Source organism: Pseudomonas sp. LS1212 (assembly GCF_024741815.1).
Classification (GTDB): Bacteria; Pseudomonadota; Gammaproteobacteria; order Pseudomonadales; family Pseudomonadaceae; genus Aquipseudomonas.
This window is the reverse complement of the sequence record NZ_CP102951.1, coordinates 4092106-4114683: the sequence shown is the minus strand read 5'-3', so window position 1 is coordinate 4114683 and position 22578 is coordinate 4092106. Positions and strand designations below refer to the sequence as shown.

Here is a 22578-nt window from a genome sequence, read left to right as displayed (position 1 = left end):
GTGAGACGTAAATTCTTGGTGCTGCTGGAGACCTGTTTGATTCTGGCGGGCCTGGCATTGGGGCTATCAGCCTGGAAAATGCACTCGGCACTGGAACAGACATTGGTTGTCCCTCAGGAGCAACTGCTTGAAGTGCCCCGCGGCACGACACCCACTCGAGTGTTCTACCGCCTGGAGGCTCAGGGGGTGCTGGATGACGCATTCTGGCTGCGCCTGTACTGGCGATTCAATCTTGCCGGGACGCCCTTGCATGTGGGTGAGTACCGCATGACGCCGGGAATGAGTGTGCGGGATCTGATCGGGGTCTGGCAGCGCGGCGAAATGGTCCAGTACAACTTGACTCTGGTCGAGGGCTGGACCTTCCGTCAGGTTCGCGCGGCCGTGGCCGGCCACGAGAAGATCGAAAAAACGCTCAGCGGCTTGAGTGATACTGAGGTGATGGACAAGCTTGGCCACCGTGGCGTCTTTCCCGAAGGTCGGTTCTTCCCTGATACCTACCGGTTCGTGCGAGGCATGACCGATGCCGACCTGCTCCAGCAGGCTTACTCGCGCCTCGAGAAAGTCCTGGCCAAGGAGTGGAGTGCCAGGGCGCCTGACGCCCCTTACAGCGAGCCGTATCAGGCGTTGATCATGGCGTCGCTGGTCGAAAAAGAGACGGGTGTCCCTCGGGAGCGTCGCCAGATTGCCGGTGTGTTCGTGCGTCGCATGCAGATCGGCATGTTGCTGCAAACCGACCCGACCGTGATCTACGGGATGGGCGAGCGGTATAACGGCAAGCTGACCCGCGCCGACCTGCGCGAGTTCACGCCTTACAATACCTACATGATTGCCGGCCTGCCGCCGACGCCCATTGCGATGGCGGGGCGCGAGGCGATTCATGCTGCCTTGAATCCGGCGCCTGGTAGTTCGCTCTATTTCGTCGCGCGCGGTGACGGCTCGCATAGCTTTTCGGACGACCTGGATGAGCACAATTCAGCCGTGCGCGAGTTCCAGATCAAGCGCCGCGCCGATTATCGCTCAAGTCCCGGGCCGATGACTGAGCCCGATGCACGGCAGGTGGATCCGCTGCAGCAGTCCGAGCCAGAGCCCGGGGTGCAGCCAGAGGTGGAGTCGGAATCGGTGCCAGAACTGGAATTGGAGCCGGCACCAGCACCAGCACCGGAGTCGACTCCGGCTCCGGTTCCGGCAGCAGAGCCAACGTTGGCGCCCGAACAAGCGCCGGAATCTGAACAAAAGCCCGAACCTGCCCCCGAACCGGCTGAAAGCGCCGAACAGAACCCGCAATGATCAAGATCAAGGACTGCCTGTGACCGGTTTGTTTATTACTCTGGAAGGTCCCGAAGGTGCGGGCAAGAGCACCAATCGCGAATACCTGGCCGGGCATCTGCGCGCTGTCGGTATCGATGTGGTGCTGACCCGCGAGCCCGGCGGTACGCCACTGGCGGAGCGGATTCGTGAATTGCTGCTGGCCCCCAGCGACGAGCGGATGAATGCCGACACTGAGCTTTTGCTGGTGTTCGCCGCGCGTGCCCAGCATTTGGCCGAAGTGATCCGGCCGGCGCTGGCCCGTGGCGCGATAGTGCTTTGCGATCGATTTACCGATGCCACTTATGCCTACCAGGGCGGTGGTCGCGGTCTCTCTCAAGAGCGCATCGCCACGCTGGAGGCCTTCGTCCAGGGCCAATTGCGCCCTGATCTGACCCTGGTGTTCGACTTGCCGGTGGAAGTGGGCCTGGCGCGTGCCTCGGCTCGCGGTCGACTGGATCGATTCGAGCAGGAAGGGCGAGCGTTCTTCGAGGCGGTTCGCACTGCCTACCTCAAGCGTGCCGAAGCGCACCCCGCCCGCTACCGCTTGGTTGATGCCGCCCTGCCACTGGCCGAAGTCCAGCGGTCGCTCGATGCGCTGCTGCCGGAAATCCAGGGGTTGTACCGTGGCTGAAGCCTATCCCTGGCAGGCTGACGTCTGGCAGCACCTGGCTGGACGCAAGCAGCATGCCCATGCGTATCTGCTGCACGGTCCGCAGGGGATCGGCAAGCGCGCCCTGGCCGAACGCCTGATGGCCCTGCTGTTGTGCCAGAGCCCGCAAGGGCTGCAGGCCTGTGGCCGGTGCAAGTCCTGTATGCTGCTGGCCGCGGGCAGTCATCCGGATAACTACGTGCTGGAGCCGGAGGAGGCGGACAAGGCGATCAAGGTCGATCAGGTCCGCGACCTGGTCGGTTTCGTGGTCCAGACGGCGCAGCTGGGTGGTCGCAAAGTGGTGTTGGTCGAGCCGGCCGAATCGATGAACATCAATGCCGCCAACGCCCTGCTCAAGAGTCTGGAAGAGCCTTCAGGCAATACCGTGTTGCTACTCGTCAGTCATCAGCCCAGCCGCTTGTTGCCGACGATCAAGAGCCGTTGCGTGCAGCAGGCCTGTCCTTTGCCGGGGCAGGCCCAGAGCCTGCAATGGCTGGCCGGTGCCTTGCCCGACTGCGACGAGCAGGAGCGCCTCGAGTTGCTGACCCTGGCGGCGGGCTCGCCGTTGGCGGCTGTCAGCCTTAAGGCCCAGGGCGTGCGCGAGCAGCGGGCGGCCGTGGTCGACGGGGTGAAAAAACTCCTCAAGCAGCAGGCGTCGCCGAGTCAGCTGGCCGAGAGTTGGAACAGCATTGCGCTGTTGTTGCTGTTCGACTGGTTTTGCGATTGGTCGAACCTGGTGCTGCGCTATCAGTTGACGCAGGATGAGGAGGGGTTAGGCTTGAGCGACATGCGCAAGGTGGTGCAGTACCTGGCGCAAAAGAGCGAGCTGGACAAGGTGTTGAGTATCCAGGACTGGATTCTCGCTCAGCGCCAGAAGGTACTGGCCAAGGCCAACCTCAATCGCGTGCTCTTGCTCGAAGCTTTGCTGGTGTCCTGGTCGGCGTTGCCTGGTCAGCGCTGATCGTCCTTCTCACCTGATGTAGATGTCATTCCATCCATGCTTGTAGATTCCCATTGTCACCTGGATCGTCTCGATCTCACTGAACACGCCGGCTCGCTCGATGCCGCGCTCGATGCCGCACGCGCGCGCGGTGTCGGTCACTTTCTCTGCATCGGCGTCAGCGCCGACAACGCCGCGACAGTCAGGGGGCTGGCCGAGCGCTATGCGGACGTCGACTGTTCGGTCGGAGTGCATCCGCTCGATCTGCAACCCGGTGCTGCGCCGGCGCTCGATTGGTTGCTGCGCGAGCTCGAACATCCGCACGTCGTCGCCATTGGTGAAACCGGCCTGGATTATCACTACGAGCCGGAAGCGGCCGAGTTGCAGCAGGAATCCTTCCGTCTGCACCTGCACGCGGCATCCCTGACCGGCAAGCCAGTCATCGTCCATACCCGTGGCGCCCGCGCCGATACCCTGGCGCTGCTGCGCGAGGCCAGTCTGGTGCAGGCGGGTGTCCTGCATTGCTTTACCGAAGACTGGGACATGGCCAAGGCGGCACTGGACCTGGGATTTTATATTTCCCTGTCCGGCATTGTGACTTTCCGCAATGCCGATGCCTTGCGTGATGTGGCGCGGCAGGTACCTGCCGATCGACTTCTGGTCGAGACCGACTCTCCCTACCTCGCCCCGATTCCCTACCGGGGCAAGCCGAACCTGCCGCAGTACGTCCGTGAAGTGGCGGAGTTCCTGGCGATGCTGCGGGGTGAACCCTATGAGCGGTTCGCCGAACAGACCACGGCCAACTTCAAGCGCTTGTTCCCGCAGGCACGGATCTGAGGCCGCGAGCGATGGTTGCCAGGCCCTGCTGAATCGCAGGCAAAAAAAACCCGGGTTCTGGGGGGTGAATCCGGGTTAAGACCATTAGGAGTAAAACAAAGGTGTGCTGTCCTTTGACACCTTTGTTGACGCGTCACTTGGGGGGTATGGCGCGTCAACACTTCAAGTATTGGTCATGATTGGCGCTATTCCACTCAGTGCTGCTCGTTTCTTAAACAGATTTGGAATACGTGCGCCGCTGCTGAGCACTCATTGCTCTGCAATCTTTTTCACAATGGCGATAGTTTCGTCGATCACGCGCTTATCGGTATAGAAATGAGGAGAAAAGCGCACTCCATGGCCGCGCGGGATACAAATCACCTGTTCCTGCTTGAGCTGCTCATATACCTGCCGATTATCAATGCCATCGATACTGAATGAGACAATTCCGGCACGGCGTGCAGGATTCAGTGGGCTGTGAATGATGACGCCGGGGATGCTGCCCAAGCCGTCGTAAAGCCATTGAACCCGTTCGCCCAGCGCTGCGGCGACGTTCTCCATACCGACCTCTTCGAACAGCGACAGGCTGGCTTCCAGCGCACTGGCGCCCAGCATGTTGGGGCTGCCGCACTCAAAGCGCCGGGCGCTGCGGGCCGGTTCCCATTCGGTACGGTCGTAGTCACCCATGTGCTCGACCATATGCCAGCCGAACTCGCTCAATTTCAATTGCGCGCGCACCTCGCTACGGCAATAGAACACCCCCAGCCCCTCCGGCCCCAGCAGCCATTTGTGACCATCGGCCATGGCGAAGTCGCATTGATATAGCTGCACGTCGAAGGGCAGGGCGCCCAATTGCTGGATGGCGTCGATGCAGAACATCACGTTGCGTTCCTTGCAGCCCTGGCCAAGGCGCGGCAGGTCCAGGCGCAGACCGGTGGCGTATTGAACCGAGCTGATCGACATCAGCCGGGTCTGCGGGCCGCAGGCGGTGAGCAGCGCGGCTTCCGGATCGTCACCCTTGAGGCTGACCTGAACCACTTTCACCCCTTGGTTGCCAAGGGCTTCCCAAACGATGCGGTTGGAAGGGAATTCTTCATCGCTGATGACAATCTGGTCGCCCGCTTGCCAGTCCAGGCCAAAGGCTACGAAAGAAAGCGCTTCTGATGTATTCTTGACCAGAGCAATGTCATCCGTCGACGGTGCATTCGTCAGCCGCATCAAGCGTTCGCGAAGTCGTTGCTCCATCGCCATCCAGTCTGGATAGTCCCTGGCGCCCAGTAAAACGTTCTCCTCGGCGAAGCGGCGGACCGCGTCGCTGCTGCGTTTTGGCCAGGGAGCCACCGCTGCGTGGTTCAGATAACGCAGGCCGCTGGCCTGTTCAAACTCATCGTGAAACATAGACATGGTCGGATGATCCGTGCATTTTGGCGCAAGTTAGGCATAATACCCGGCTTCGATTTTGATCCAGTCCCTCTTATGCAGAAAGAACCTCGTAAGGTCCGTGAGTTTCGTCGCCGTGAGCAAGAAATTCTCGATACCGCACTCAAGCTGTTCCTCGATCAAGGTGAAGACAGCGTCACCGTCGAGATGATCGCTGATGCAGTCGGTATCGGCAAAGGCACGATCTACAAGCATTTCAAGTCCAAGGCGGAGATCTACCTGCGCCTGATGCTCGATTATGAGCGCGACTTGAACGAATTGCTCCATTCTGCCGATGTCGATCGCGACAAGGAGGCCTTGTCGCGCGCCTACTTCGAGTTTCGCATGCGCGACCCGCAACGCTATCGCCTGTTCGATCGCCTGGAAGAAAAGGTGGTCAAGGGCAATCAGGTGCCGGAGATGGTCGAGGAGCTGCACAAGATCCGCGCATCGAACTTCGAGCGTCTGACCCAGCTGATCAAGGGGCGGATCAGCGAAGGCAAGCTTGAGGATGTGCCGCCGTACTTCCATTACTGCGCGTCCTGGGCGCTGGTGCATGGCGCCGTGGCGCTTTACCACTCGCCGTTCTGGAGCAATGTGCTGGAAGATCAGGAAGGCTTCTTCCAGTTCCTGATGGACATTGGTGTGCGCATGGGCAACAAGCGCAAGCGCGATACCGATACCTCCGGCAGTTGAAGTATTTCGCCCGGCTATAGTGTTACGGGGTCGGGCCCCTCAGGAATATACTCAGGTATGAGGCTTGCAAAAACCTGATTTTTGAGTCAGGTTTTGCATGTCCGATTTTTCCCATGCCGGAGTCCCCCATGATCGTCGATCGACAAGGCAGGCGTTTTCGCAATTTGCGCGTCAGCCTGACCTCCGCCTGCAACTATGCGTGTACCTATTGCGTGCCCAATGGCAAGCGCCTGGTTGCTGCGCAGGATGAACTGTCGGCCGAGGCCATGGCCCGCGGCGTCGCGTACCTGATCGAGGCGGCCGGCATCGAACGCCTGCGCATTACCGGCGGTGAACCGCTGGTCAGCCCCAAGCTTGAAACCTTCATGCGGGAAGTCTCGGTGCTGGGCCTGGACGATATCAGCCTGACCACCAATGGCCAGTTGTTGCTGCGCAAGCTGCCGGTGCTGGTGGATGCAGGCATCGCGCGGCTCAATGTTTCCCTCGATACCCTCGATCCCACGGCCTTTCGCAGCATTGCCCGGGGCGGCGACCTGGCCACCGTGCTCGACGGCATGACGCAGGCGAGTGCGGCGGGTATCAAGATCAAGGTCAACATGGTGCCGCTGCGCGGGCAGAACCTCGATCAAGTGCTGCCACTGCTTGATTACTGTCTTGAGCGCGGGTACGAATTGCGGTTCATCGAACTGATGCGCATGGGGCACCTGGCCAGCGATTCGAATGCATTTCTGCAGCAATTCGTTGGCCTGCAACAATTGCTTCAGGTCATTGGCGAGCATCATGAGTACCTTCAGGCCGATGCCCCGGTCGACGCTACCGCGTTGCGCTACCAGATTCCTGGAAAGGGTTACTTCGGCGTGATCGCCAATGAAAGCGTGCCATTCTGCCGGACGTGCTCGCGTCTGCGCCTGTCCTCTACTGGCTGGCTGCATGGCTGTCTCTCTTCGAGCAACCGGCATTATGTCGGTGACTTGCTCGACAAGCCTCGCCATCAGGCCCTGCCCGCGTTGCAGGGGCTATTGGTCAAGGCGCTCGGTGACAAGCAGGAAGTTGCATTTTCGGGCGGCGCGACGGTGATGAAAATCATCGGGGGCTAACTGGCGCAAAAGCTGCATCCGGGGGCTATTCGCCGGTTTTCCGTCACCGGCCTCTGGAGGGAAGATGCGAAGCTTGGTTTTGCTGCTGGCACTGCTGTCGCTGGGCGGCTGCATGAACGTCAGCGATCTGGGCGAGGGTGCCCGTTATCATATGAGCGATGCCGGTCTGCTTGATCACAGTGACACGCAGCGCGCCATGTCGTTGCGCCTGCAACCTGACTCATTCATTTTCATCGGCCAGGGCGCATTTGCACCCCCGGGCGGTGCTTATCCGCGCCCCAACGTGGTGGCCGAGGAAGCGTTCAAGGGGTTTGTCGAATACTTCCCGCTGGTGCGTCGCGCCAGGGCGCCATTGGGCCTGGAAGCGGCCCTGAACGAGGCGCGTGATGCCGGTGCGCACTATCTGCTCTACGCCCGTTTCGCCAAGGCCGATGACCGCATCAGCAACGGCGACGACTGGTACGATCAGCAGGCAGTGGACCGGTTGGGCATCGATAGCGGCGTGATCCAGTTGATGCTGATCGAAACCAATACCCGTTATTTGATCGATACGGCTCGAATTCGCAGCCGCGGCGGTTTGCTGACGTTTCACGATGACCGGCCCGAGGATTTGCTTGGCCCGCCACTTGAGGATTACGCTCGTAGCCTATTGGGTATGAGTCGCTAAGGAGAAGGGTATGAGTGGTGCGGGCAACGCCAATGATTTGCTGGCGCAGATTCCGAAGTCGGAAAAGGGGCTGCCGCCCGTTCATCTGTGGAACCCGGCATTCTGCGGTGATATCGATATGCGCATCGCTCGCGACGGGACCTGGTATTACCTGGGGACGCCGATCGGGCGCAAGCCGATGGTCAAATTGTTCTCCACCATCATTCGCCGTGACGGTGACGACTACTTTCTGATCACCCCGGTCGAGAAGGTTGGTATCAAGGTCGATGATGCCCCTTTCGTTGCTGTGAGCCTGCAGGTCGAGGGCGAGGGCGAAGGGCAGCGCTTGCGCTTCACCACCAATGTCGACGAAGAGGTCGAGGTGGGTGGCGAGCACCCCATGCGTTTCGTCATCGACCCGCAGACGCAAGAGCCGTCGCCTTACGTGCATGTGCGCACCAATCTCGAAGCGTTGATTCACCGCAATGTGTTCTACCAGCTGGTTGAGCTGGCAGAGGTGCGCGAGATCGATGGCCAGCACTGGCTGGGCGTTCGCAGCGGCGGTGAATTCTTCCCGATTAGCCTGGACCCTGCCTGACTCTGAGTGGTGGGAGCTTCACTCGTTCACATTATGAAATGGGTGAATCTTGTTTGTATCGCCAATTTGGCGATACCATCCCCGAATGTCGACCAAACACCGTCTCCGGGAAAAATACCGCATTGAGCTGCGGGAAAAGGACCATCTTCCTCCGCATGTTCATCTGACGGGCGGAGGAGTGGACGTTATGATCAGCCTGGAGGTTGTCGAGGTTGTAGCAGGAAGGGCACCTGCTGCAGTCTTGAATGAGGCTTTGGCCTGGGTCCAGGCTAACCAGGCCGAACTTTTGAAGGAGTGGAAGAAATGGCATCGATGAAGCGACCGCGCCTACAGGCTGTGCAAGCTCTCCCTGACGCCAAACTTGAGCTGACATTTGTCGATGGTCAGAAATTCGAGCTGGACATGAGCTATGACCTGAAAACGTGCCAGGGCCTCAAGCCACTCAATGGCACAGCATTTAACGATGTTGTGCTGGGCGACAATGGTTGGACGGTCGAGTGGCCTGCATTGGACATCCAGATTGGGGTCGACACGCTTTATCTTGACGCATTGGTGCAGGCAGCGAAGGATGAAAACACCCGGATTTTCATGGCCTGGCGCGCCCGCCATCGCATGACGTTGGATCAGGCGGCAAATGCCCTTGGTGTAAAACCTCGCAGTATCAGCCGTTACAGCAATGGACGCGAAGTCGTCCCCAGAACCTTGGCGTTGGCCTGTCTGGGTTGGGAGCGGCTGGAGGAGCAGCCGAAAGCTCAAGTGGCGAGCGCTGGATGATTTTTCAGATCATCAGAAACGACAAAGCCCCAACAAGTGGGGCTTTGGAATGTGGCTCCGCGACCAGGACTCGAACCTGGGACCCAATGATTAACAGTCATTTGCTCTACCGACTGAGCTATCGCGGAATCTGTTGCCTATGTTACTGATTGGTAAGGGGAAGTCAAGCCTTGGCTGACTTCCCCTCCTTGCCAGCCTTACAGCACTTGAACGATGGCTTTGGTTACAACGTCGATATTACTCTTGTTCAGCGTGGCTACACAGATGCGGCCGGTATCCAGCGCATAGATGCCGAACTCGTTCTTCAGGCGGGCAACCTGTTCGGCGGTCAGGCCCGAGTAGGAGAACATGCCGCGCTGACGACCGACAAAGCTGAAGTCATGGTCGGGGGCCAATTGCGCCAGGCGCTCGACCATCTCGTTGCGCATGCCACGAATGCGCAGGCGCATTTCAGCCAGCTCGGCTTCCCACATGGCGCGCAATTGCGGGCTGTTGAGCACGGCAGCGACGATGCTGGCGCCATGGGTTGGCGGGTTGGAGTAGTTGGTGCGGATCACGCGCTTGACTTGCGACAGCACGCGAGCGCTTTCTTCCTTCGAGTCGGTGATGATCGACAGGGCGCCGACGCGTTCGCCATACAGCGAGAAGGATTTGGAGAAGGAGCTGGAGACGAAGAAGTTCAAGCCCGATTCGGCGAACAGGCGCACGGCGGCAGCGTCTTCGTCGATGCCATCGCCAAAGCCCTGGTAAGCCATGTCCAGGAACGGGATGTGGCCCTTGGCCTTGATCAGGTCCAGGACGTTCTGCCAGTCGGCCGGGCTCAGGTCGACGCCAGTCGGGTTGTGGCAGCAGGCGTGCAGGACGATGATCGAGCCCGACGGCAAGGCATTCAGGTCTTCGAGCATGCCGGTGCGGTTTACATCGTGGCTGGCGGCATCGTAGTAGCGATAGTTCTGTACCGGGAAGCCGGCGGTTTCGAACAGCGCGCGGTGGTTTTCCCAGCTCGGGTCGCTGATGGCGACTACGGCGTTTGGCGAGATCTGCTTGAGGAAGTCTGCACCGATCTTCAGTGCGCCGGTACCGCCGACGGCCTGGGTGGTAATGACGCGGCCGGCTGCCAGCAGTGGCGAATCAGCACCGAACAGCAGTTTTTGCACGGCCTGGTCGTAGGCCACGATGCCGTCGATCGGCAGGTAGCCGCGCGAGGCGTGCTGGGCGGCGCGAGTGGTTTCGGCTTCGATCACTGCACGCAGCAGTGGAATACGGCCTTCCTCGTTGCAGTAAACACCGACCCCCAGGTTGACTTTACTGGTGCGGGTATCGGCATTGAATGCTTCGTTGAGGCCGAGGATAGGATCGCGTGGTGCCAATTCGACAGCGGAAAACAGGCTCATTTTTACCGTGGCTCTGAATGGAGAATGAAGAGAGGGTCACATCGCTCCAGCCGGATGCACTAGAGCGGTGCGCAAACGGGGAGTTAGTATAGAGAGGCTAGTCTTCTACGGCGACAGGTGGCGAGAAGTTTTACCGGGCTTTTTGCGATTATTTTTCGACCGTTAGTCTTATTCGGACCAGTCGGTCGGGCAATGTATACAAAGCGCTCATTAAACTGGAGTTTCATGGCACTACCTGGGTATAAATACTGTTTATAAATACAGGCGGCCGGGGTCGTCGGTAAATTTCTCATCGCTGTGCTGCCTTGCTGGCGGTCAGGATGAAATCAGAGGTTCGTTATGTCCGAGTTTCAGCTCGTTACCCGTTTCCAGCCGGCCGGTGATCAACCCGAAGCGATACGCCAGATGGTCGAAGGCATCGACGCGGGGTTGGCGCATCAGACCCTGCTTGGGGTGACTGGCTCGGGCAAGACTTTCAGCATTGCCAACGTGATTGCCCAGGTGCAGCGACCGACCCTGGTGCTGGCGCCGAACAAGACCCTGGCGGCGCAACTGTATGGCGAGTTCAAGTCGTTTTTCCCGAACAACGCCGTCGAGTATTTCGTCTCCTACTACGACTACTACCAGCCTGAAGCCTACGTACCTTCTTCCGATACCTTCATCGAGAAGGACGCTTCGATCAACGACCATATCGAACAGATGCGATTGTCGGCGACCAAGGCGTTGCTCGAGCGCAAGGACGCGATCATTGTTACCACGGTCTCCTGTATCTATGGTTTGGGCAGCCCGGAGACCTACCTGAAAATGGTGCTGCACGTCGATCGCGGCGACCGGCTCGATCAGCGCGCGCTGCTGCGGCGCCTGGCGGACCTGCAGTACACCCGCAACGACATGGATTTCGCCCGGGCGACCTTTCGGGTGCGCGGCGATGTGATCGATATCTTCCCGGCCGAGTCGGACCTGGAAGCCATCCGCATCGAGTTGTTCGATGACGAGGTGGAAAACATCTCGGCCTTCGATCCGCTGACCGGTGAAGTCATCCGCAAGTTGCCACGCTTTACCTTCTACCCCAAGAGCCACTACGTCACGCCGCGGGAAACCCTGATGGAGGCGGTGGAGGGGATCAAGGATGAGCTCAAGGAGCGTCTTGAATACCTGCGCGACACCAACAAGCTGGTCGAGGCCCAGCGCCTGGAGCAGCGCACCCGTTTCGACCTGGAAATGATTCTCGAACTGGGTTATTGCAACGGCATCGAAAACTACTCGCGTTATCTCTCCGGTCGTCCGGCGGGAGCACCGCCACCGACGCTGTACGATTACCTCCCGGCCGACGCATTGCTGGTGATCGACGAGTCCCACGTCAGCGTTCCGCAGGTCGGGGCCATGTACAAGGGCGACCGCTCGCGCAAGGAAACCCTGGTCGAGTACGGCTTCCGCTTGCCGTCGGCGCTGGACAACCGGCCGATGCGCTTCGACGAATGGGAAGGCGTCAGCCCGCAGACCATTTTCGTCTCGGCAACGCCCGGGCCTTACGAAGCCGAGCATGCGGGGCGGGTGGTCGAGCAGGTCGTGCGGCCGACCGGTCTGGTCGACCCGCAAGTGGAGATCCGCCCGGCCACTACCCAGGTCGACGACCTGCTCTCGGAAATCCGCAAGAAAGTTGCGCTCGAGGAGCGCGTGCTGGTCACCACGCTGACCAAGCGCATGGCCGAAGACCTCACGGACTACCTTGCCGACCATGATGTGCGGGTACGCTACCTGCACTCGGATATCGATACCGTGGAGCGGGTCGAAATCATTCGCGATCTGCGCCTGGGGACTTTCGATGTGCTGGTGGGGATCAACCTGCTGCGCGAAGGCCTGGACATGCCGGAAGTGTCGCTGGTGGCCATCCTCGATGCGGACAAGGAAGGCTTCCTGCGCTCCGAGCGCTCGCTGATCCAGACCATTGGCCGTGCCGCGCGTAACCTCAGTGGCCGGGCGATTCTCTACGCTGACCGCATCACCGGCTCCATGGAGCGGGCGATCGGCGAGACCGAACGCCGTCGCGACAAGCAGATTGCCTTCAACCTGGCCAACGGCATCACGCCCAAGGGGGTGTTCAAGGATGTTGCCGATATTCTCGAAGGCGCCACCGTACCCGGTTCGCGCAGCAAGAAGCGCAAGGGCATGGCCAAGGCTGCGGAGGAGGCTGCTCGTTACGAGAACGAGCTGCGTTCGCCTGGCGAGATCGCCAGGCGCATCAAGCAGCTGGAAGAGAAGATGTACCAGTTGGCCCGTGATCTGGAATTCGAAGCGGCGGCGCAGACGCGTGATGAGATTACCAAGTTGCGCGAACGGCTGTTGACCGTGTAATCGTTCATCGCGGTCTACTGAGTTTTCCCAGCGCCGCAGCCTCACTGCCAGGCCTTTTCCCCGGAACATGGCGCTTTACTGGAGACTGCCCGGTCTGCCCTGCTAATATCCACGCTTTGTTTTATCTCTAGTTCGAGACCCTCAATGACCACCGTTCGTACTCGTATCGCGCCATCGCCCACCGGGGATCCCCACGTCGGCACGGCTTATATCGCCTTGTTCAACTATTGCTTTGCCAAGCAGCACGGCGGCGAGTTCATCCTGCGTATTGAAGATACCGATCAGTTGCGCTCGACCCGTGAGTCCGAGCAGCAGATTTTCGACGCCTTGCGCTGGCTGGGCATCGAGTGGAGCGAAGGCCCGGACGTCGGTGGCCCGCATGGCCCGTACCGGCAGAGCGAGCGGGGCGATATCTACAAGCAATATGCCCAGCAACTGGTCGACCTGGGGCACGCCTTCCCGTGCTTCTGCACGGCCGAAGAGCTGGACCAGATGCGCGCCGAGCAGACTGCACGTGGCGAAACTCCACGCTACGATGGCCGCGCTCTGCTGCTGTCGCCTGAAGAGGTGCAGCGGCGCCTGGCCGCCGGCGAGCCCCATGTCATCCGCATGAAGGTGCCGAGCGAAGGCGTCTGCGTGGTGCCGGACATGCTGCGCGGTGACGTCGAGATCCCGTGGGATCGCATGGACATGCAAGTGTTGATGAAGACCGACGGTCTGCCGACCTATTTCCTTGCCAACGTGGTCGACGACCACCTCATGGGCATCACCCACGTCCTGCGTGGCGAGGAGTGGCTGCCGTCGGCGCCCAAGTTGATGCTGCTCTACGAATACTTCGGCTGGGAACAGCCGCAGCTGTGCTACATGCCACTGCTGCGCAACCCGGACAAGAGCAAGCTGTCCAAACGCAAGAACCCGACCTCGGTGACCTTCTACGAGCGCATGGGCTTCATGCCTGAAGCCATGCTCAACTACCTGGGCCGCATGGGCTGGTCCATGCCGGACGAGCGCGAGAAGTTCTCCCTGCAGGAAATGGTCGAGCATTTCGACCTGTCGCGGGTTTCCCTGGGTGGGCCGATCTTCGATATCGAGAAACTGTCCTGGCTCAACGGCCAGTGGCTGCGCGACCTGCCGGTGGAAGAGTTCGCCGCGCGGGTGCAGAAGTGGGCTTTCAACGCCGACTACATGATGAAAATCGCACCGCACGTGCAAGGCAGGGTGGAAACCTTCAGTCAGATCGCACCGCTGGGTGCATTCTTCTTCGCCGGTGGCTTGCAGCTGGATGCCAAGCTGTTCGAGCACAAGAAACTTTCCGGTGATCAGGTGCGGCAGTTGATGCAGTTGATCCTGTGGAAACTCGAGTCGCTGCGTCAGTGGGAAAAGGACCCGATCACCGGTTGCATCCAGGCGGTGGTTGATTCGCTGGAGCTGAAGCTGCGTGATGCCATGCCGCTGATGTTTGCCGCCATTACAGGGCAGGCGAGCTCGGTTTCCGTACTCGATGCCATGGAAATCCTCGGGCCGGACCTGACGCGCTACCGCCTGCGTCAGGCTCTGGACCTGCTCGGTGGTGTTTCGAAGAAAGAAAACAAAGAATGGGAAAAGCTGCTGGGCAGTATTGCCTGAGTAGCTGGGGCCGCAAAGCGGCCCCAAACCCCCGTTTTTCCGGGGGCTGCACAGAGAAAGACCGGTAAGTGTTTGTTATCGCGGAAAAAAAATTCAGATTTTGTTGAAAATAAGTTTGACAGGTCTGTGATCCGCTCTTAATATGCGCCCCGTCCACAGCGATGAACGCAACGAAACGCGAAGCACCCAGCCAAGCGGTTCAGTTCAAAGCGACATTGTGGGGCTATAGCTCAGCTGGGAGAGCGCTTGCATGGCATGCAAGAGGTCAGCGGTTCGATCCCGCTTAGCTCCACCAAATTCCAGATCCGGAGTTGGTTGTATTGACTTCGGATAGATCAGATTCCAGCCTGATCAATTGGTAGAAGGGTTGCGTCCCCTTCGTCTAGTGGCCTAGGACACCGCCCTTTCACGGCGGTAACAGGGGTTCGAGTCCCCTAGGGGACGCCAGTTTTACACAAGCGATGTCGTAAGAGGTCGCTGCGCCGCGAGGCGAAAAATCCGGGGCTATAGCTCAGCTGGGAGAGCGCTTGCATGGCATGCAAGAGGTCGACGGTTCGATCCCGTCTAGCTCCACCAATTTGCCAGGATTCGTGAAAACGGATCTGCTCGAAGGTTATGCGTCCCCTTCGTCTAGTGGCCTAGGACACCGCCCTTTCACGGCGGTAACAGGGGTTCGAGTCCCCTAGGGGACGCCACTTTTACCCGCTATGCGGGATTTCAAGGCTCATTCGATTATTGAATGAGCCTTTTGTTTTTCTGCCGTAATAATCTTTTCGGCATCTTCATTCCTCCTTTATTTCAAAGTGCGCGGTTCGTGCAGACGAACGGTGTTGTCTTGTGCTTGCCAAAAAATATTATGCGTATAATATTATCTCAATAATATTTGGAGGCGCTCATGAGCGACAAAAAGGCGAAAACCCGTGAACGCATTCTGCAGGCGGCCAGTCATGCGTTGATCCAGCACGGCCCGGCCGAGCCCAGCGTCAGTGACGTCATGGGCGCGGCAGGGCTCACGGTAGGTGGCTTCTATGCCCACTTCGAGAGCAAGGATGCGCTGATGCTGGAGGCCTTCAGCCAATTGCTTGGCCAGCGCCGCGCCTTGCTTGCTGAAGTCGATCCCACATTGAGCGGGGAAGAGCGCCGGGCCCTGGCTGCCGCGTTCTACCTGTCGCGCAAGCACCGTGATGCCACCGAGCAAGCCTGTCCGTTGCCGAGCTCACTGGGCGAAATGGCAAGCCTGCCCGAGGCTTTTCGCCAGGTGCTCGGCGAGCATCTGGAACTGATGACGGCGCAACTTTCCAGCAGCCCCGAAGAGGCCGACAAGGTACTCGCCGACCTGGCGCTGATGGTGGGTGGCCTGGCCCTGGCGCGGGCCTTGGGCGCCTGCCCCTTGTCTGATCGAGTCCTGCGTGCCGCCAAGTCGGCAGTTATCTGATCGAGCGATGTCCCTGAGGAGAAAATCGATGAGCACTATGAGCTGGATTCGTGGCGTCAATGGCACCTTGGGCTGGCTGGCACCGAACATGGTTGCCAGTAAAATGCGACTCGCGTTCATGCGGCCGCGCAACTTGCCACCCCGAGAGTGGGAGTTGCCGCTGCTGGCCAAGGCCGAACGCATCGCCTTGCGTTTCGGGCTCTCGACGCTGCGCTGGGGGCAAGGCCCGACCGTGCTGCTGATGCATGGCTGGGAAGGGCGGCCGACCCAGTTTGCCAGCCTGGTCAATGCCCTGGTGGCGGCCGGCTACACGGCCGTTGCGCTCGATGGGCCGGGGCACGGGCGCTCGCCAGGTCGTGAAGCCCATGTGGGATTGTTCGCTCGGGCGCTGCTGGAGGCTGCCGCCGAATTGCCACCCTTGCGGGCCGTGATCGGCCATTCCATGGGCGGCTCCAGCGTATTGCTGGCCACGCAAATGGGCCTGCGTGCGGAGGTGGTGGTGAGCATTGCCGCACCCGCCCGGGTCATTGGCGTGCTGCGCGGCTTTGCCCGGCGGGTCGGGCTGCCACCGCGGGCGCGGGCGGCGTTTATCCACCAGGTTGAACGTGATGTGGGTGTGCAGGCTTCACGGCTGGATGTCAGTCACTACCAGTTGAAAATGCCCGGCCTGATCGTGCATGCCGAAGATGATCCGCTGGTGCCGGCCAGTGAAGCTCAGGTGATTCATGAAGCCTGGTTCGACAGCCGGCTGCTGGTATTGCCCGAAGGTGGGCATCGACGGGTGCTGGCCGATCCGCGTTTGATCGACGCTGTGCTTGCCCTGCTCGAACGAAGCGGTCACCAGGCGCGCCAATCGGCCTGAGCATCGGCTACACTGGCGCCTGGCCGAATCAATGTGGCTGGCCGCATCAATGTGACTGGGAGCAGGCATGAGTTGGGATCTGGCAACGCCGTTTATCATTGATCTTTGTGTGGGTGCCGAGGATATCGACGAGCTCGGGCATGCCAATAACGCGGTGTACGTCACCTGGCTCGAGCGCTGTGCATGGCGGCATTCGCAGCGCCTGGGCCTGGACCTGACCGAGTACCGCCGCCTGGACCGGGCGATGGCAGTGGTGCGCCACGAGATCGACTACCTGGCCAGTGCCTATGAGGGCGATGAGCTTCAATTGGCGACCTGGATCGTCGATTGGGACCAGCGCCTGAAAATGACCCGGCGCTTTCAACTCAAGCGCCCGAGCGACGGCACCACGCTGCTGCGCGCGCAAACCACCTTTGTCTGCATCGAACTCTCCACCGGACGGCCAAAGCGCATGCCGGCGGAGTTTATCGAGGGCTATGGGGCCGCGCTCCTCGGCGGGACGCAGCCTTCGGCAGCTGCCGCCCTTTTGTAGCAGCTGCCGCCAGGCTGTCGCAGTGGCGCACCAGTCCTGGTGCGCTGTTTTTGCTACACTGCGCGCCTTTTACGCTCGAGACGTTCCCATGCAAATTGCCCTGGCGCCGATGGAGGGGTTGGTCGACAACATCCTGCGTGACGTGCTGACCCAGGTCGGCGGTATCGACTGGTGTGTCACCGAGTTCATCCGGGTGAATGACATGCTGCTGCCGCCCAGCCAATTCCACAAGCTGGCGCCGGAGCTGCAGCAGGGCGCTGCGACTGCGGCGGGCGTTCCGTTGCGGGTGCAGTTGCTCGGGTCCGACCCCGTGTGCCTGGCCGAAAACGCCGCATTGGCCTGCGAACTGGGTGCGCCAGTGATCGACCTGAACTTCGGTTGCCCGGCCAAAACCGTGAACAAGTCCCGCGGTGGCGCCGTGCTGCTCAAGGAGCCGGAGCTGCTGCACAGCATTCTTGCCCATGTGCGGCGGGCGGTTCCGGCTGCAATTCCGGTGACGGCCAAGATGCGCCTGGGCTTCGACAGCCCCGACGGCGCCATGGAGTGCGCCATCGCCCTGGCTGAAGGCGGTGCCGAACAGATCGTCGTCCATGCGCGGACCAAGGTCGATGGCTACAAGCCGCCGGCCCATTGGGAGTGGGTGGCGCGGGTGCAGGAAGTGGTCAAGGTGCCGGTTTTCGCCAATGGTGAAGTCTGGACGGTCGAAGACTGGCGGCGCTGCCGCGAGGTCAGTGGCGTGGAGGACATCATGCTCGGCCGCGGGCTGGTCTCGCGGCCCGACCTGGCGCGGCAGATCGCTGCAGCGCGCGCGGGCATCGAGCTGCCGGCCATGCACTGGGACGAGCTGATGCCGCTGATCCAGGACTTCTGGTGCCAGGCCGTCGGCAAACTTACCCCGCGTAGCGCACCGGGTCGGTTGAAGCAATGGGTGGCCATGCTGACGCGCAGTTACCCCGAGGCCGTGGAGTTGTTCACCGCCTTGCGCCGCGAGAGCGATTGCGCACAGATCAGCCGGCTGATCGGGGTTGAGCAAAGCATCGCTGCCTGAAGATTTTTTCAGATGGGTTCGGTTTTACTGTTCAAGCAGCAGCTTGCGGAACTCGATCAATGGCAGTGGGCGGCTGTGCAGGTACCCCTGATACAAGTGGCAGCCAAGCTGTTGGAGAAACTCCAGTTGCTCGGACAGTTCCACACCTTCGGCGATGACCGCCAGGTCCAGGCTGCGGGCCATGGCCACGATCGCGCGAACGATCTCGGCGTCGTTGGGGTCCTGGGTGGCGTCGCGGATGAATGACTGGTCGATCTTGAGTGCATCCACTGGCAGGCGCTTGAGGTAGGTCAGCGATGAGTAACCGGTGCCGAAATCGTCCATGGCAAAGCTCACGCCGAGCTTCTTCAGGGCGCGCATCTTGTTGATCGTGTCATCCAGGTTCTGGATCACGATGCCCTCGGTAATCTCCAGCCTGAGTATGGTGCAGGGCAGGTGATAAGCCTTCAGGCTGCGTTCGACCCGTTCGGCGAAGTCATTCTGGCGGAACTGGCGCGGGCTGATGTTCACGCACAGGCTGAAATGGCTGGCGTCGATCAGGCCCTCGTTCAGTAGCTGAGCACAAGCGCCGCACGCTTCTTCGAGTATCCAGGAGCCAACCTCCAGAATCAGGCCGCTTTCTTCCAGCACCCGGATGAATTGCGCCGGGGCCTGTTGGCCCAGTTGCGGGTGATACCAGCGCAGCAGTACCTCGGCCCCGACGATGCGGCTGTCACGGGCATCGACCTGCGGTTGGAAGTGCAAGTTCAATTCGCCGCGGGTCATCGCCTGGCGCAGGTCGCTCTCCATCTGCAGGCGTTCGCTGGCGGCCTTCTGCATGGTGCTATGGAACATCTGCGTGGTGTTGCGGCCCGAGTCCTTGGCCTTGTAGAGGGCGATATCGGCGCGCTTGAGCAGGTCGGCCGGTGTCGAACCGTGGTCGGGGATCAGCGCCACGCCGATGCTGGGCGTGACCTGCAGCCGCTGACCGTCCAGCGACATGGGTTCGGCCAGCAATTCGCGCAAGGTGTCGGCCAGGGTGCGCACTTGCTGGGCCACCTGGCTGCGCGAACCTTCGAGGCCGCTGAGCAGCACGACGAATTCGTCGCCCCCCAGGCGGGCGACGGTATCTTCCATGCGCACGCTGGCTTCCAGACGGGCGGTGATGATCTTCAGCACGGTGTCGCCCACCGGGTGGCCGAGCGAATCATTGATGTGCTTGAAGTGATCCAGGTCGAGGAACAACAGTGCGCCGCGCAGATTGTGGCGCTTGAGAAGGGCGATCTGCTGGCTCAGCCGGTCCATCAGCAATGCGCGGTTGGGCAGGTTGGTCAGGGGGTCGTGATAGGCCAGGTGGCGGATTTGCGCCTGGGCATTCTTCAGTTGGCTGACGTCGCGGGCAGTCATCAGCAGGCAGGGCGATTCGTTGACGGTCAGCGGCTCTACCGAAACCTCGACAGTGAGGATCTCGCCTCGCTTGTTGCGGCCGATCATTTCGCGGTGGTGAACGCGTCCATTTTCTTGCAGGTCGTGGAGGAGAAAGGTGCGCTGCTTTTCGTCGGCCCAGATGCCGATTTCGTGGACCGTACGTCCGATGACCTCATCGGCACGGTAGCCGGTCAGGCGGCAGAAGCCGTCGTTGACCTCCAGGTAGCGGCCGGTTTCGCGGTCGGTGAGGGTGATGGCGTCGGGGCTGGAGTGAAACGCCTTGGCGAACTTCTCTTCGCTGGCCTTGAGTGCTGCCTCGGCGCGCTGTTGCTGGGTGATGTCGCGCAGGGTAATGACACTGCACGGCTGGTTTTCGACCGTGATCAGCCGTCTCGAGATCACGCAGGTGAGGCTATTGCCATTCTTGTGGTTGACGGTGACGGCGACGTTGTTCAAGGCCTGGTCGCGGATCACCTGTTCGATCCGTTGCAAGCGCTTGGCCGAGCCAGCCCAGAAGCCGATCTCCTCGGCACTGTGATTGATCACTTCTTCGGCGGTCCAGCCGAAGGTCTGGGTAAAAGCCGGGTTTATTTCGATGAACTGGCCGGTTTCCTGGCGAGTGACGCAGATCGGGTCGGGGCTGGCCTGGAACAGGCTGGCAAATTTCTCTTCAGAGCTGGTCAGGCGTTGTTCGCGCTCGACCTGGTCGGTAATGTCGAGCAGGGTGCCGGCCATGCGCAGTGGGTTACCCTGTTCGTCGCGATACAGGCGGGCGCGGCTTTCGATGTAGCGTGAGGCGCCGTTTTCCAGCGCAATGCGGTAGGTGACCTGGTAATTGCCGGCCGGGCCTTCGCGCAGGCTGCGGTAGGCCTGGCGCATGGTATTGCGTTCCTCGTCGGGCACACCCTCGAAGAACGCTTCAAAGGATTCATGGAAGGGCATGGGCGCCAAGCCATGCAACTGGGCTGCACGTGCCGAGCCATAGAGCATGCCGCTGGGAATATGCCAGTCCCAGGTGCCCAACTGCGCCGAGTCCAGCGCCAGGTCGAGGCGTTCCTGGCTGTCCTTGAGCGCCTGTTCGGCGCGTTTGTGCTCGCTGGTGTCGATAAAGGTGCTCAACAGGTAGGCGACACCCTCCATTTCGATGTTCTGGGCGCAGAGTATGCCGTCATGGATCTGGCCGCTGCTGGCACGCAGTTGTACTTCCAGGTTGATCGGTTCGCTATTGCCACGGGTCGCCTCCAGCACCTGGTGGCGCTGCTCCGGGTTGACCCACAGGCCCAGCTCGAGCGTGGTCTTGTTGACGATCTGGTGCCCGGCCCAGCCGAGGATCTTCTCGAAGTGCTGGTTGACCTCGTAGATCAGGCCGTCGGCGCGTCGGGTCAGGAGGACAACATTGGGGCTCAGGTGAAACAGGGTGGCGAAGCGCTTTTCGGAGTTGATCAGGGCCGTTTCCCGCTCGCGCTGGCGGGTGATCTCACGAATCACACCCACCATCTGGGGGGCGCCGGTCTTGCTTTTGACCAGGCTGCCATTGATTTCCAGCCAATGAAGGCTGCCGTCCGGCCAGCGGATCCGATGCCGCATGGCCTGTTCTACCGGCTCGCCACACAACACCGCGTGAAAAGCCTGGATAGTCCGGGCCCGATCCTCCAGCGGCAACAGGTCGATATAGTCGATGTCATTGGGCAGCGGTTGCTGCGGGTCATAGCCAAACAGCGCCTGGGTGGCCCGCGACCAGCTGATCTGTCCACTCTCGAAGTCCCAGAACCAGGCGCCCAGGTGCGCGCCATTCAGCGCGGCCAGCAATTGGGGAGCGCTCTCCCATGTTTGCTCCGACTCCTGAGGATCAGCCGCATGGATACGCGGCAAGTGCGGAAAGCGTCTAGCTGATTTGGGCATGGATACCAGACCTTTGGCGTATGCAACTTCCTTCGATCGATCGATACGGGTGTTTCAGGGTGTCGCTTCAGGACAGGTTTCTGTGCATATCCAGCAATGACATAAAAGCACGCGCAGCATTGGAGAGTGTTCGTTCGGTGTGCAGGATGTAGCCTAGCTGGCGCGAGAGCTGAATGCCCGGCAACGAAATGCGTGCCACCTGTTCATCGAGCATAGTACGTGGTAGCACACTCCAGGCTAGTCCGATGGAAACCATCATCTTGATGGTCTCCAGGTAGTTGGTGCTCATGGCGATGTTGGGCGTCAGCCCCTGGGCCTCGAACAGACGCCGGACGATATGGTGGGTGAAGGTGTTGCCACCCGGAAACACGGCCGGATGATGAGCGATGTCGGCCAGGCTCACGGCGCCCTGCAACGCCAGGCTGTGTTCGGGGGCGGCGACGAAATCCAGGGGGTCTTCCCAGACGGGTACGGCCTTGATCAGCGCGTGCGGGTCGGGGGCGAGGGTGATCACGGCCAGTTCGGCGCGGCCATGGAGGATTTCTTCATAGGCCACTTCCGAGTCGAGAAACTGGATGTCCAGGGCGACGGCCGGATAGCGACGGGTGAATTCGCGCAACAGCGGCGGCAACCGGTGCAGGCCGATATGGTGGCTGGTGGCCAGCGTCAGCCGCCCGCTGACTTCGCCGCTGAGATTGGTCAGGGCCCTCCGGGTGTCATCCAGTACATTGATAATCTGATAGGCCCTGGGCAGCAGGGCCCGGCCGGCTTCGGTCAGGCTGACTTCGCGGCCCAGCCGGTCGAACAGGCGCACGTCGAGTTGTTGCTCCAGGCCGGCGATGCGTTTGCTGATGGCAGGCTGGGTCAAATGGAGGCGCTCGCCGGCCCCGGAGAAGCTGCCTGTCTCGGCAATGGCAATAAAGGCATTGAGGTTGGCGAGGTCCATGGATTCGGATTCCTGTTGGTTATCCAAAGCATAAAAATTATGAATTTGAGTTATTGAATGTAACCCCCTAGGATCGACCGCACAAGCCAAGGGGTTATTGGCATAGAAAGACGCTGATGAGGAACAGT

General features: G+C 60.6%; 20 protein-coding genes and 5 tRNA genes. 20 read left to right on the top strand and 5 right to left on the bottom strand.

All coding sequences use genetic code 11. The features are described 5' to 3' along the window. The 4 genes from mltG to NVV94_RS19050 are packed head-to-tail and all read left to right on the top strand — an operon-like array spanning nucleotide 1 to nucleotide 3734. Nucleotides 1–1287, top strand: coding sequence for an endolytic transglycosylase MltG (gene mltG, locus NVV94_RS19065; protein ID WP_258443939.1), 1287 nt, complete (start codon nucleotides 1–3; stop codon nucleotides 1285–1287). Nucleotides 1288–1306: 19 nt separating this feature from the next. Next, nucleotides 1307–1939, top strand: coding sequence for a dTMP kinase (tmk, locus tag NVV94_RS19060; protein ID WP_258443938.1), 633 nt, complete (start codon nucleotides 1307–1309; stop codon nucleotides 1937–1939). After that, nucleotides 1932–2918, top strand: coding sequence for a DNA polymerase III subunit delta' (locus NVV94_RS19055; RefSeq protein ID WP_258443936.1), 987 nt, complete (start codon nucleotides 1932–1934; stop codon nucleotides 2916–2918). Before tmk ends, NVV94_RS19055 begins: the two co-directional genes overlap by 8 nt. A 36-nt stretch (nucleotides 2919–2954) precedes the next feature. After that, nucleotides 2955–3734, top strand: coding sequence for a TatD family hydrolase (locus tag NVV94_RS19050; protein WP_258443935.1), 780 nt, complete (start codon nucleotides 2955–2957; stop codon nucleotides 3732–3734). A 249-nt stretch (nucleotides 3735–3983) separates the two neighbouring features. Here NVV94_RS19050 and NVV94_RS19045 read toward each other — a convergent pair whose 3' ends face one another. Continuing rightward, a complete protein-coding gene (locus NVV94_RS19045; RefSeq protein ID WP_258443934.1) occupies nucleotides 3984–5117 on the bottom strand; it encodes an aminotransferase class V-fold PLP-dependent enzyme in 1134 nt (377 codons plus the stop codon). Between the two features lie 72 nt (nucleotides 5118–5189). Between NVV94_RS19045 and NVV94_RS19040 the strand changes: the two genes are divergently transcribed. The 6 genes from NVV94_RS19040 (at nucleotide 5190) to NVV94_RS19015 (ending at nucleotide 8943) form a co-directional block, all read left to right on the top strand. Next, on the top strand, nucleotides 5190–5828 hold the full coding sequence (locus tag NVV94_RS19040; protein ID WP_258443933.1) for a TetR/AcrR family transcriptional regulator: 639 nt from the start codon (nucleotides 5190–5192) through the stop codon (nucleotides 5826–5828). Between the two features lie 128 nt (nucleotides 5829–5956). Next, the gene (locus NVV94_RS19035) at nucleotides 5957–6925 is read left to right on the top strand and encodes a GTP 3',8-cyclase MoaA (RefSeq protein WP_258443932.1); all 969 of its coding nucleotides are present in this window, start codon (nucleotides 5957–5959) and stop codon (nucleotides 6923–6925) included. A 64-nt stretch (nucleotides 6926–6989) separates the two neighbouring features. Beyond that, a complete protein-coding gene (locus tag NVV94_RS19030) occupies nucleotides 6990–7592 on the top strand; it encodes a DUF4823 domain-containing protein (protein ID WP_258443930.1) in 603 nt (200 codons plus the stop codon). A 10-nt stretch (nucleotides 7593–7602) separates the two neighbouring features. Further along, complete coding sequence (locus NVV94_RS19025; protein WP_258443929.1) at nucleotides 7603–8169, top strand: DUF1285 domain-containing protein; 567 nt, start codon at nucleotides 7603–7605, stop codon at nucleotides 8167–8169. A gap of 85 nt (nucleotides 8170–8254) precedes the next feature. Next, complete coding sequence (locus NVV94_RS19020) at nucleotides 8255–8485, top strand: DUF4160 domain-containing protein (RefSeq protein WP_258443928.1); 231 nt, start codon at nucleotides 8255–8257, stop codon at nucleotides 8483–8485. Further along, nucleotides 8473–8943 carry a DUF2442 domain-containing protein gene (locus NVV94_RS19015; RefSeq protein WP_258443927.1) on the top strand — a complete coding sequence of 157 codons (471 nt, stop codon included), beginning with the start codon at nucleotides 8473–8475 and terminating at the stop codon, nucleotides 8941–8943. The genes NVV94_RS19020 and NVV94_RS19015 overlap by 13 nt, the downstream gene beginning before the upstream one ends. A 52-nt stretch (nucleotides 8944–8995) precedes the next feature. Here NVV94_RS19015 and NVV94_RS19010 read toward each other — a convergent pair. Together NVV94_RS19010 and NVV94_RS19005 are read right to left on the bottom strand one after the other, a co-directional pair. Then, nucleotides 8996–9071: transfer RNA gene (locus NVV94_RS19010), tRNA-Asn, on the bottom strand. A gap of 69 nt (nucleotides 9072–9140) precedes the next feature. Continuing rightward, nucleotides 9141–10337: an amino acid aminotransferase gene (locus tag NVV94_RS19005; RefSeq protein ID WP_258443926.1), complete on the bottom strand. Its 1197-nt coding sequence runs from the start codon at nucleotides 10335–10337 to the stop codon at nucleotides 9141–9143. A 339-nt stretch (nucleotides 10338–10676) separates the two neighbouring features. On the opposite strand from NVV94_RS19005, the gene uvrB reads away from it, so the two are divergent. From uvrB to NVV94_RS18955, 10 genes are all read left to right on the top strand, one after another. After that, nucleotides 10677–12692: an excinuclease ABC subunit UvrB gene (gene uvrB / locus NVV94_RS19000; protein WP_258443925.1), complete on the top strand. Its 2016-nt coding sequence runs from the start codon at nucleotides 10677–10679 to the stop codon at nucleotides 12690–12692. A 144-nt stretch (nucleotides 12693–12836) separates the two neighbouring features. Then, nucleotides 12837–14318, top strand: coding sequence for a glutamate--tRNA ligase (gltX, locus tag NVV94_RS18995; RefSeq protein WP_258443924.1), 1482 nt, complete (start codon nucleotides 12837–12839; stop codon nucleotides 14316–14318). 219 nt (nucleotides 14319–14537) lie between these two features. Then, nucleotides 14538–14613: transfer RNA gene (locus tag NVV94_RS18990), tRNA-Ala, on the top strand. A gap of 76 nt (nucleotides 14614–14689) precedes the next feature. Then, nucleotides 14690–14765 (top strand) — tRNA-Glu (locus tag NVV94_RS18985). Between the two features lie 53 nt (nucleotides 14766–14818). After that, nucleotides 14819–14894: transfer RNA gene (locus tag NVV94_RS18980), tRNA-Ala, on the top strand. Between the two features lie 43 nt (nucleotides 14895–14937). After that, nucleotides 14938–15013 (top strand) — tRNA-Glu (locus NVV94_RS18975). 200 nt (nucleotides 15014–15213) lie between these two features. Then, nucleotides 15214–15753: a TetR/AcrR family transcriptional regulator gene (locus NVV94_RS18970; RefSeq protein ID WP_258443923.1), complete on the top strand. Its 540-nt coding sequence runs from the start codon at nucleotides 15214–15216 to the stop codon at nucleotides 15751–15753. A gap of 28 nt (nucleotides 15754–15781) precedes the next feature. Beyond that, nucleotides 15782–16615, top strand: coding sequence for an alpha/beta fold hydrolase (locus NVV94_RS18965; RefSeq protein WP_258443922.1), 834 nt, complete (start codon nucleotides 15782–15784; stop codon nucleotides 16613–16615). A 67-nt stretch (nucleotides 16616–16682) separates the two neighbouring features. Further along, complete coding sequence (locus tag NVV94_RS18960; protein ID WP_258443921.1) at nucleotides 16683–17147, top strand: thioesterase family protein; 465 nt, start codon at nucleotides 16683–16685, stop codon at nucleotides 17145–17147. Between the two features lie 88 nt (nucleotides 17148–17235). Further along, a complete protein-coding gene (locus NVV94_RS18955; RefSeq protein ID WP_258443920.1) occupies nucleotides 17236–18195 on the top strand; it encodes a tRNA-dihydrouridine synthase in 960 nt (319 codons plus the stop codon). Nucleotides 18196–18219: 24 nt separating this feature from the next. On the opposite strand, the gene NVV94_RS18950 is transcribed toward NVV94_RS18955, so the two are convergent. Beyond that, on the bottom strand, nucleotides 18220–21504 hold the full coding sequence (locus NVV94_RS18950; protein WP_258443919.1) for a PAS domain S-box protein: 3285 nt from the start codon (nucleotides 21502–21504) through the stop codon (nucleotides 18220–18222). 67 nt (nucleotides 21505–21571) lie between these two features. Continuing rightward, on the bottom strand, nucleotides 21572–22450 hold the full coding sequence (locus NVV94_RS18945; protein ID WP_258443918.1) for a LysR family transcriptional regulator: 879 nt from the start codon (nucleotides 22448–22450) through the stop codon (nucleotides 21572–21574). Between the last annotated feature and the right edge of the window lie 128 nt (nucleotides 22451–22578).

Bases quoted from the DNA above. Each gene is read 5' to 3' on its own strand.
- NVV94_RS18945 (WP_258443918.1), bottom strand. From the start codon at position 22,450: ATGGACCTCGCCAACCTCAATGCCTTTATTGCCATTGCCGAGACAGGC.
- NVV94_RS19015 (WP_258443927.1), top strand. From the start codon at position 8,473: ATGGCATCGATGAAGCGACCGCGCCTACAGGCTGTGCAAGCTCTCCCT.
- NVV94_RS19040 (WP_258443933.1), top strand. From the start codon at position 5,190: ATGCAGAAAGAACCTCGTAAGGTCCGTGAGTTTCGTCGCCGTGAGCAA.
- NVV94_RS19005 (WP_258443926.1), bottom strand. From the start codon at position 10,337: ATGAGCCTGTTTTCCGCTGTCGAATTGGCACCACGCGATCCTATCCTC.
- NVV94_RS18955 (WP_258443920.1), top strand. From the start codon at position 17,236: ATGCAAATTGCCCTGGCGCCGATGGAGGGGTTGGTCGACAACATCCTG.
- NVV94_RS19025 (WP_258443929.1), top strand. From the start codon at position 7,603: ATGAGTGGTGCGGGCAACGCCAATGATTTGCTGGCGCAGATTCCGAAG.
- NVV94_RS19030 (WP_258443930.1), top strand. From the start codon at position 6,990: ATGCGAAGCTTGGTTTTGCTGCTGGCACTGCTGTCGCTGGGCGGCTGC.
- NVV94_RS18970 (WP_258443923.1), top strand. From the start codon at position 15,214: ATGAGCGACAAAAAGGCGAAAACCCGTGAACGCATTCTGCAGGCGGCC.
- NVV94_RS19035 (WP_258443932.1), top strand. From the start codon at position 5,957: ATGATCGTCGATCGACAAGGCAGGCGTTTTCGCAATTTGCGCGTCAGC.
- NVV94_RS18965 (WP_258443922.1), top strand. From the start codon at position 15,782: ATGAGCACTATGAGCTGGATTCGTGGCGTCAATGGCACCTTGGGCTGG.
- NVV94_RS19020 (WP_258443928.1), top strand. From the start codon at position 8,255: ATGTCGACCAAACACCGTCTCCGGGAAAAATACCGCATTGAGCTGCGG.
- NVV94_RS19045 (WP_258443934.1), bottom strand. From the start codon at position 5,117: ATGTCTATGTTTCACGATGAGTTTGAACAGGCCAGCGGCCTGCGTTAT.
- NVV94_RS18950 (WP_258443919.1), bottom strand. From the start codon at position 21,504: ATGCCCAAATCAGCTAGACGCTTTCCGCACTTGCCGCGTATCCATGCG.
- gltX (WP_258443924.1), top strand. From the start codon at position 12,837: ATGACCACCGTTCGTACTCGTATCGCGCCATCGCCCACCGGGGATCCC.
- NVV94_RS18960 (WP_258443921.1), top strand. From the start codon at position 16,683: ATGAGTTGGGATCTGGCAACGCCGTTTATCATTGATCTTTGTGTGGGT.
- NVV94_RS19050 (WP_258443935.1), top strand. From the start codon at position 2,955: ATGCTTGTAGATTCCCATTGTCACCTGGATCGTCTCGATCTCACTGAA.
- uvrB (WP_258443925.1), top strand. From the start codon at position 10,677: ATGTCCGAGTTTCAGCTCGTTACCCGTTTCCAGCCGGCCGGTGATCAA.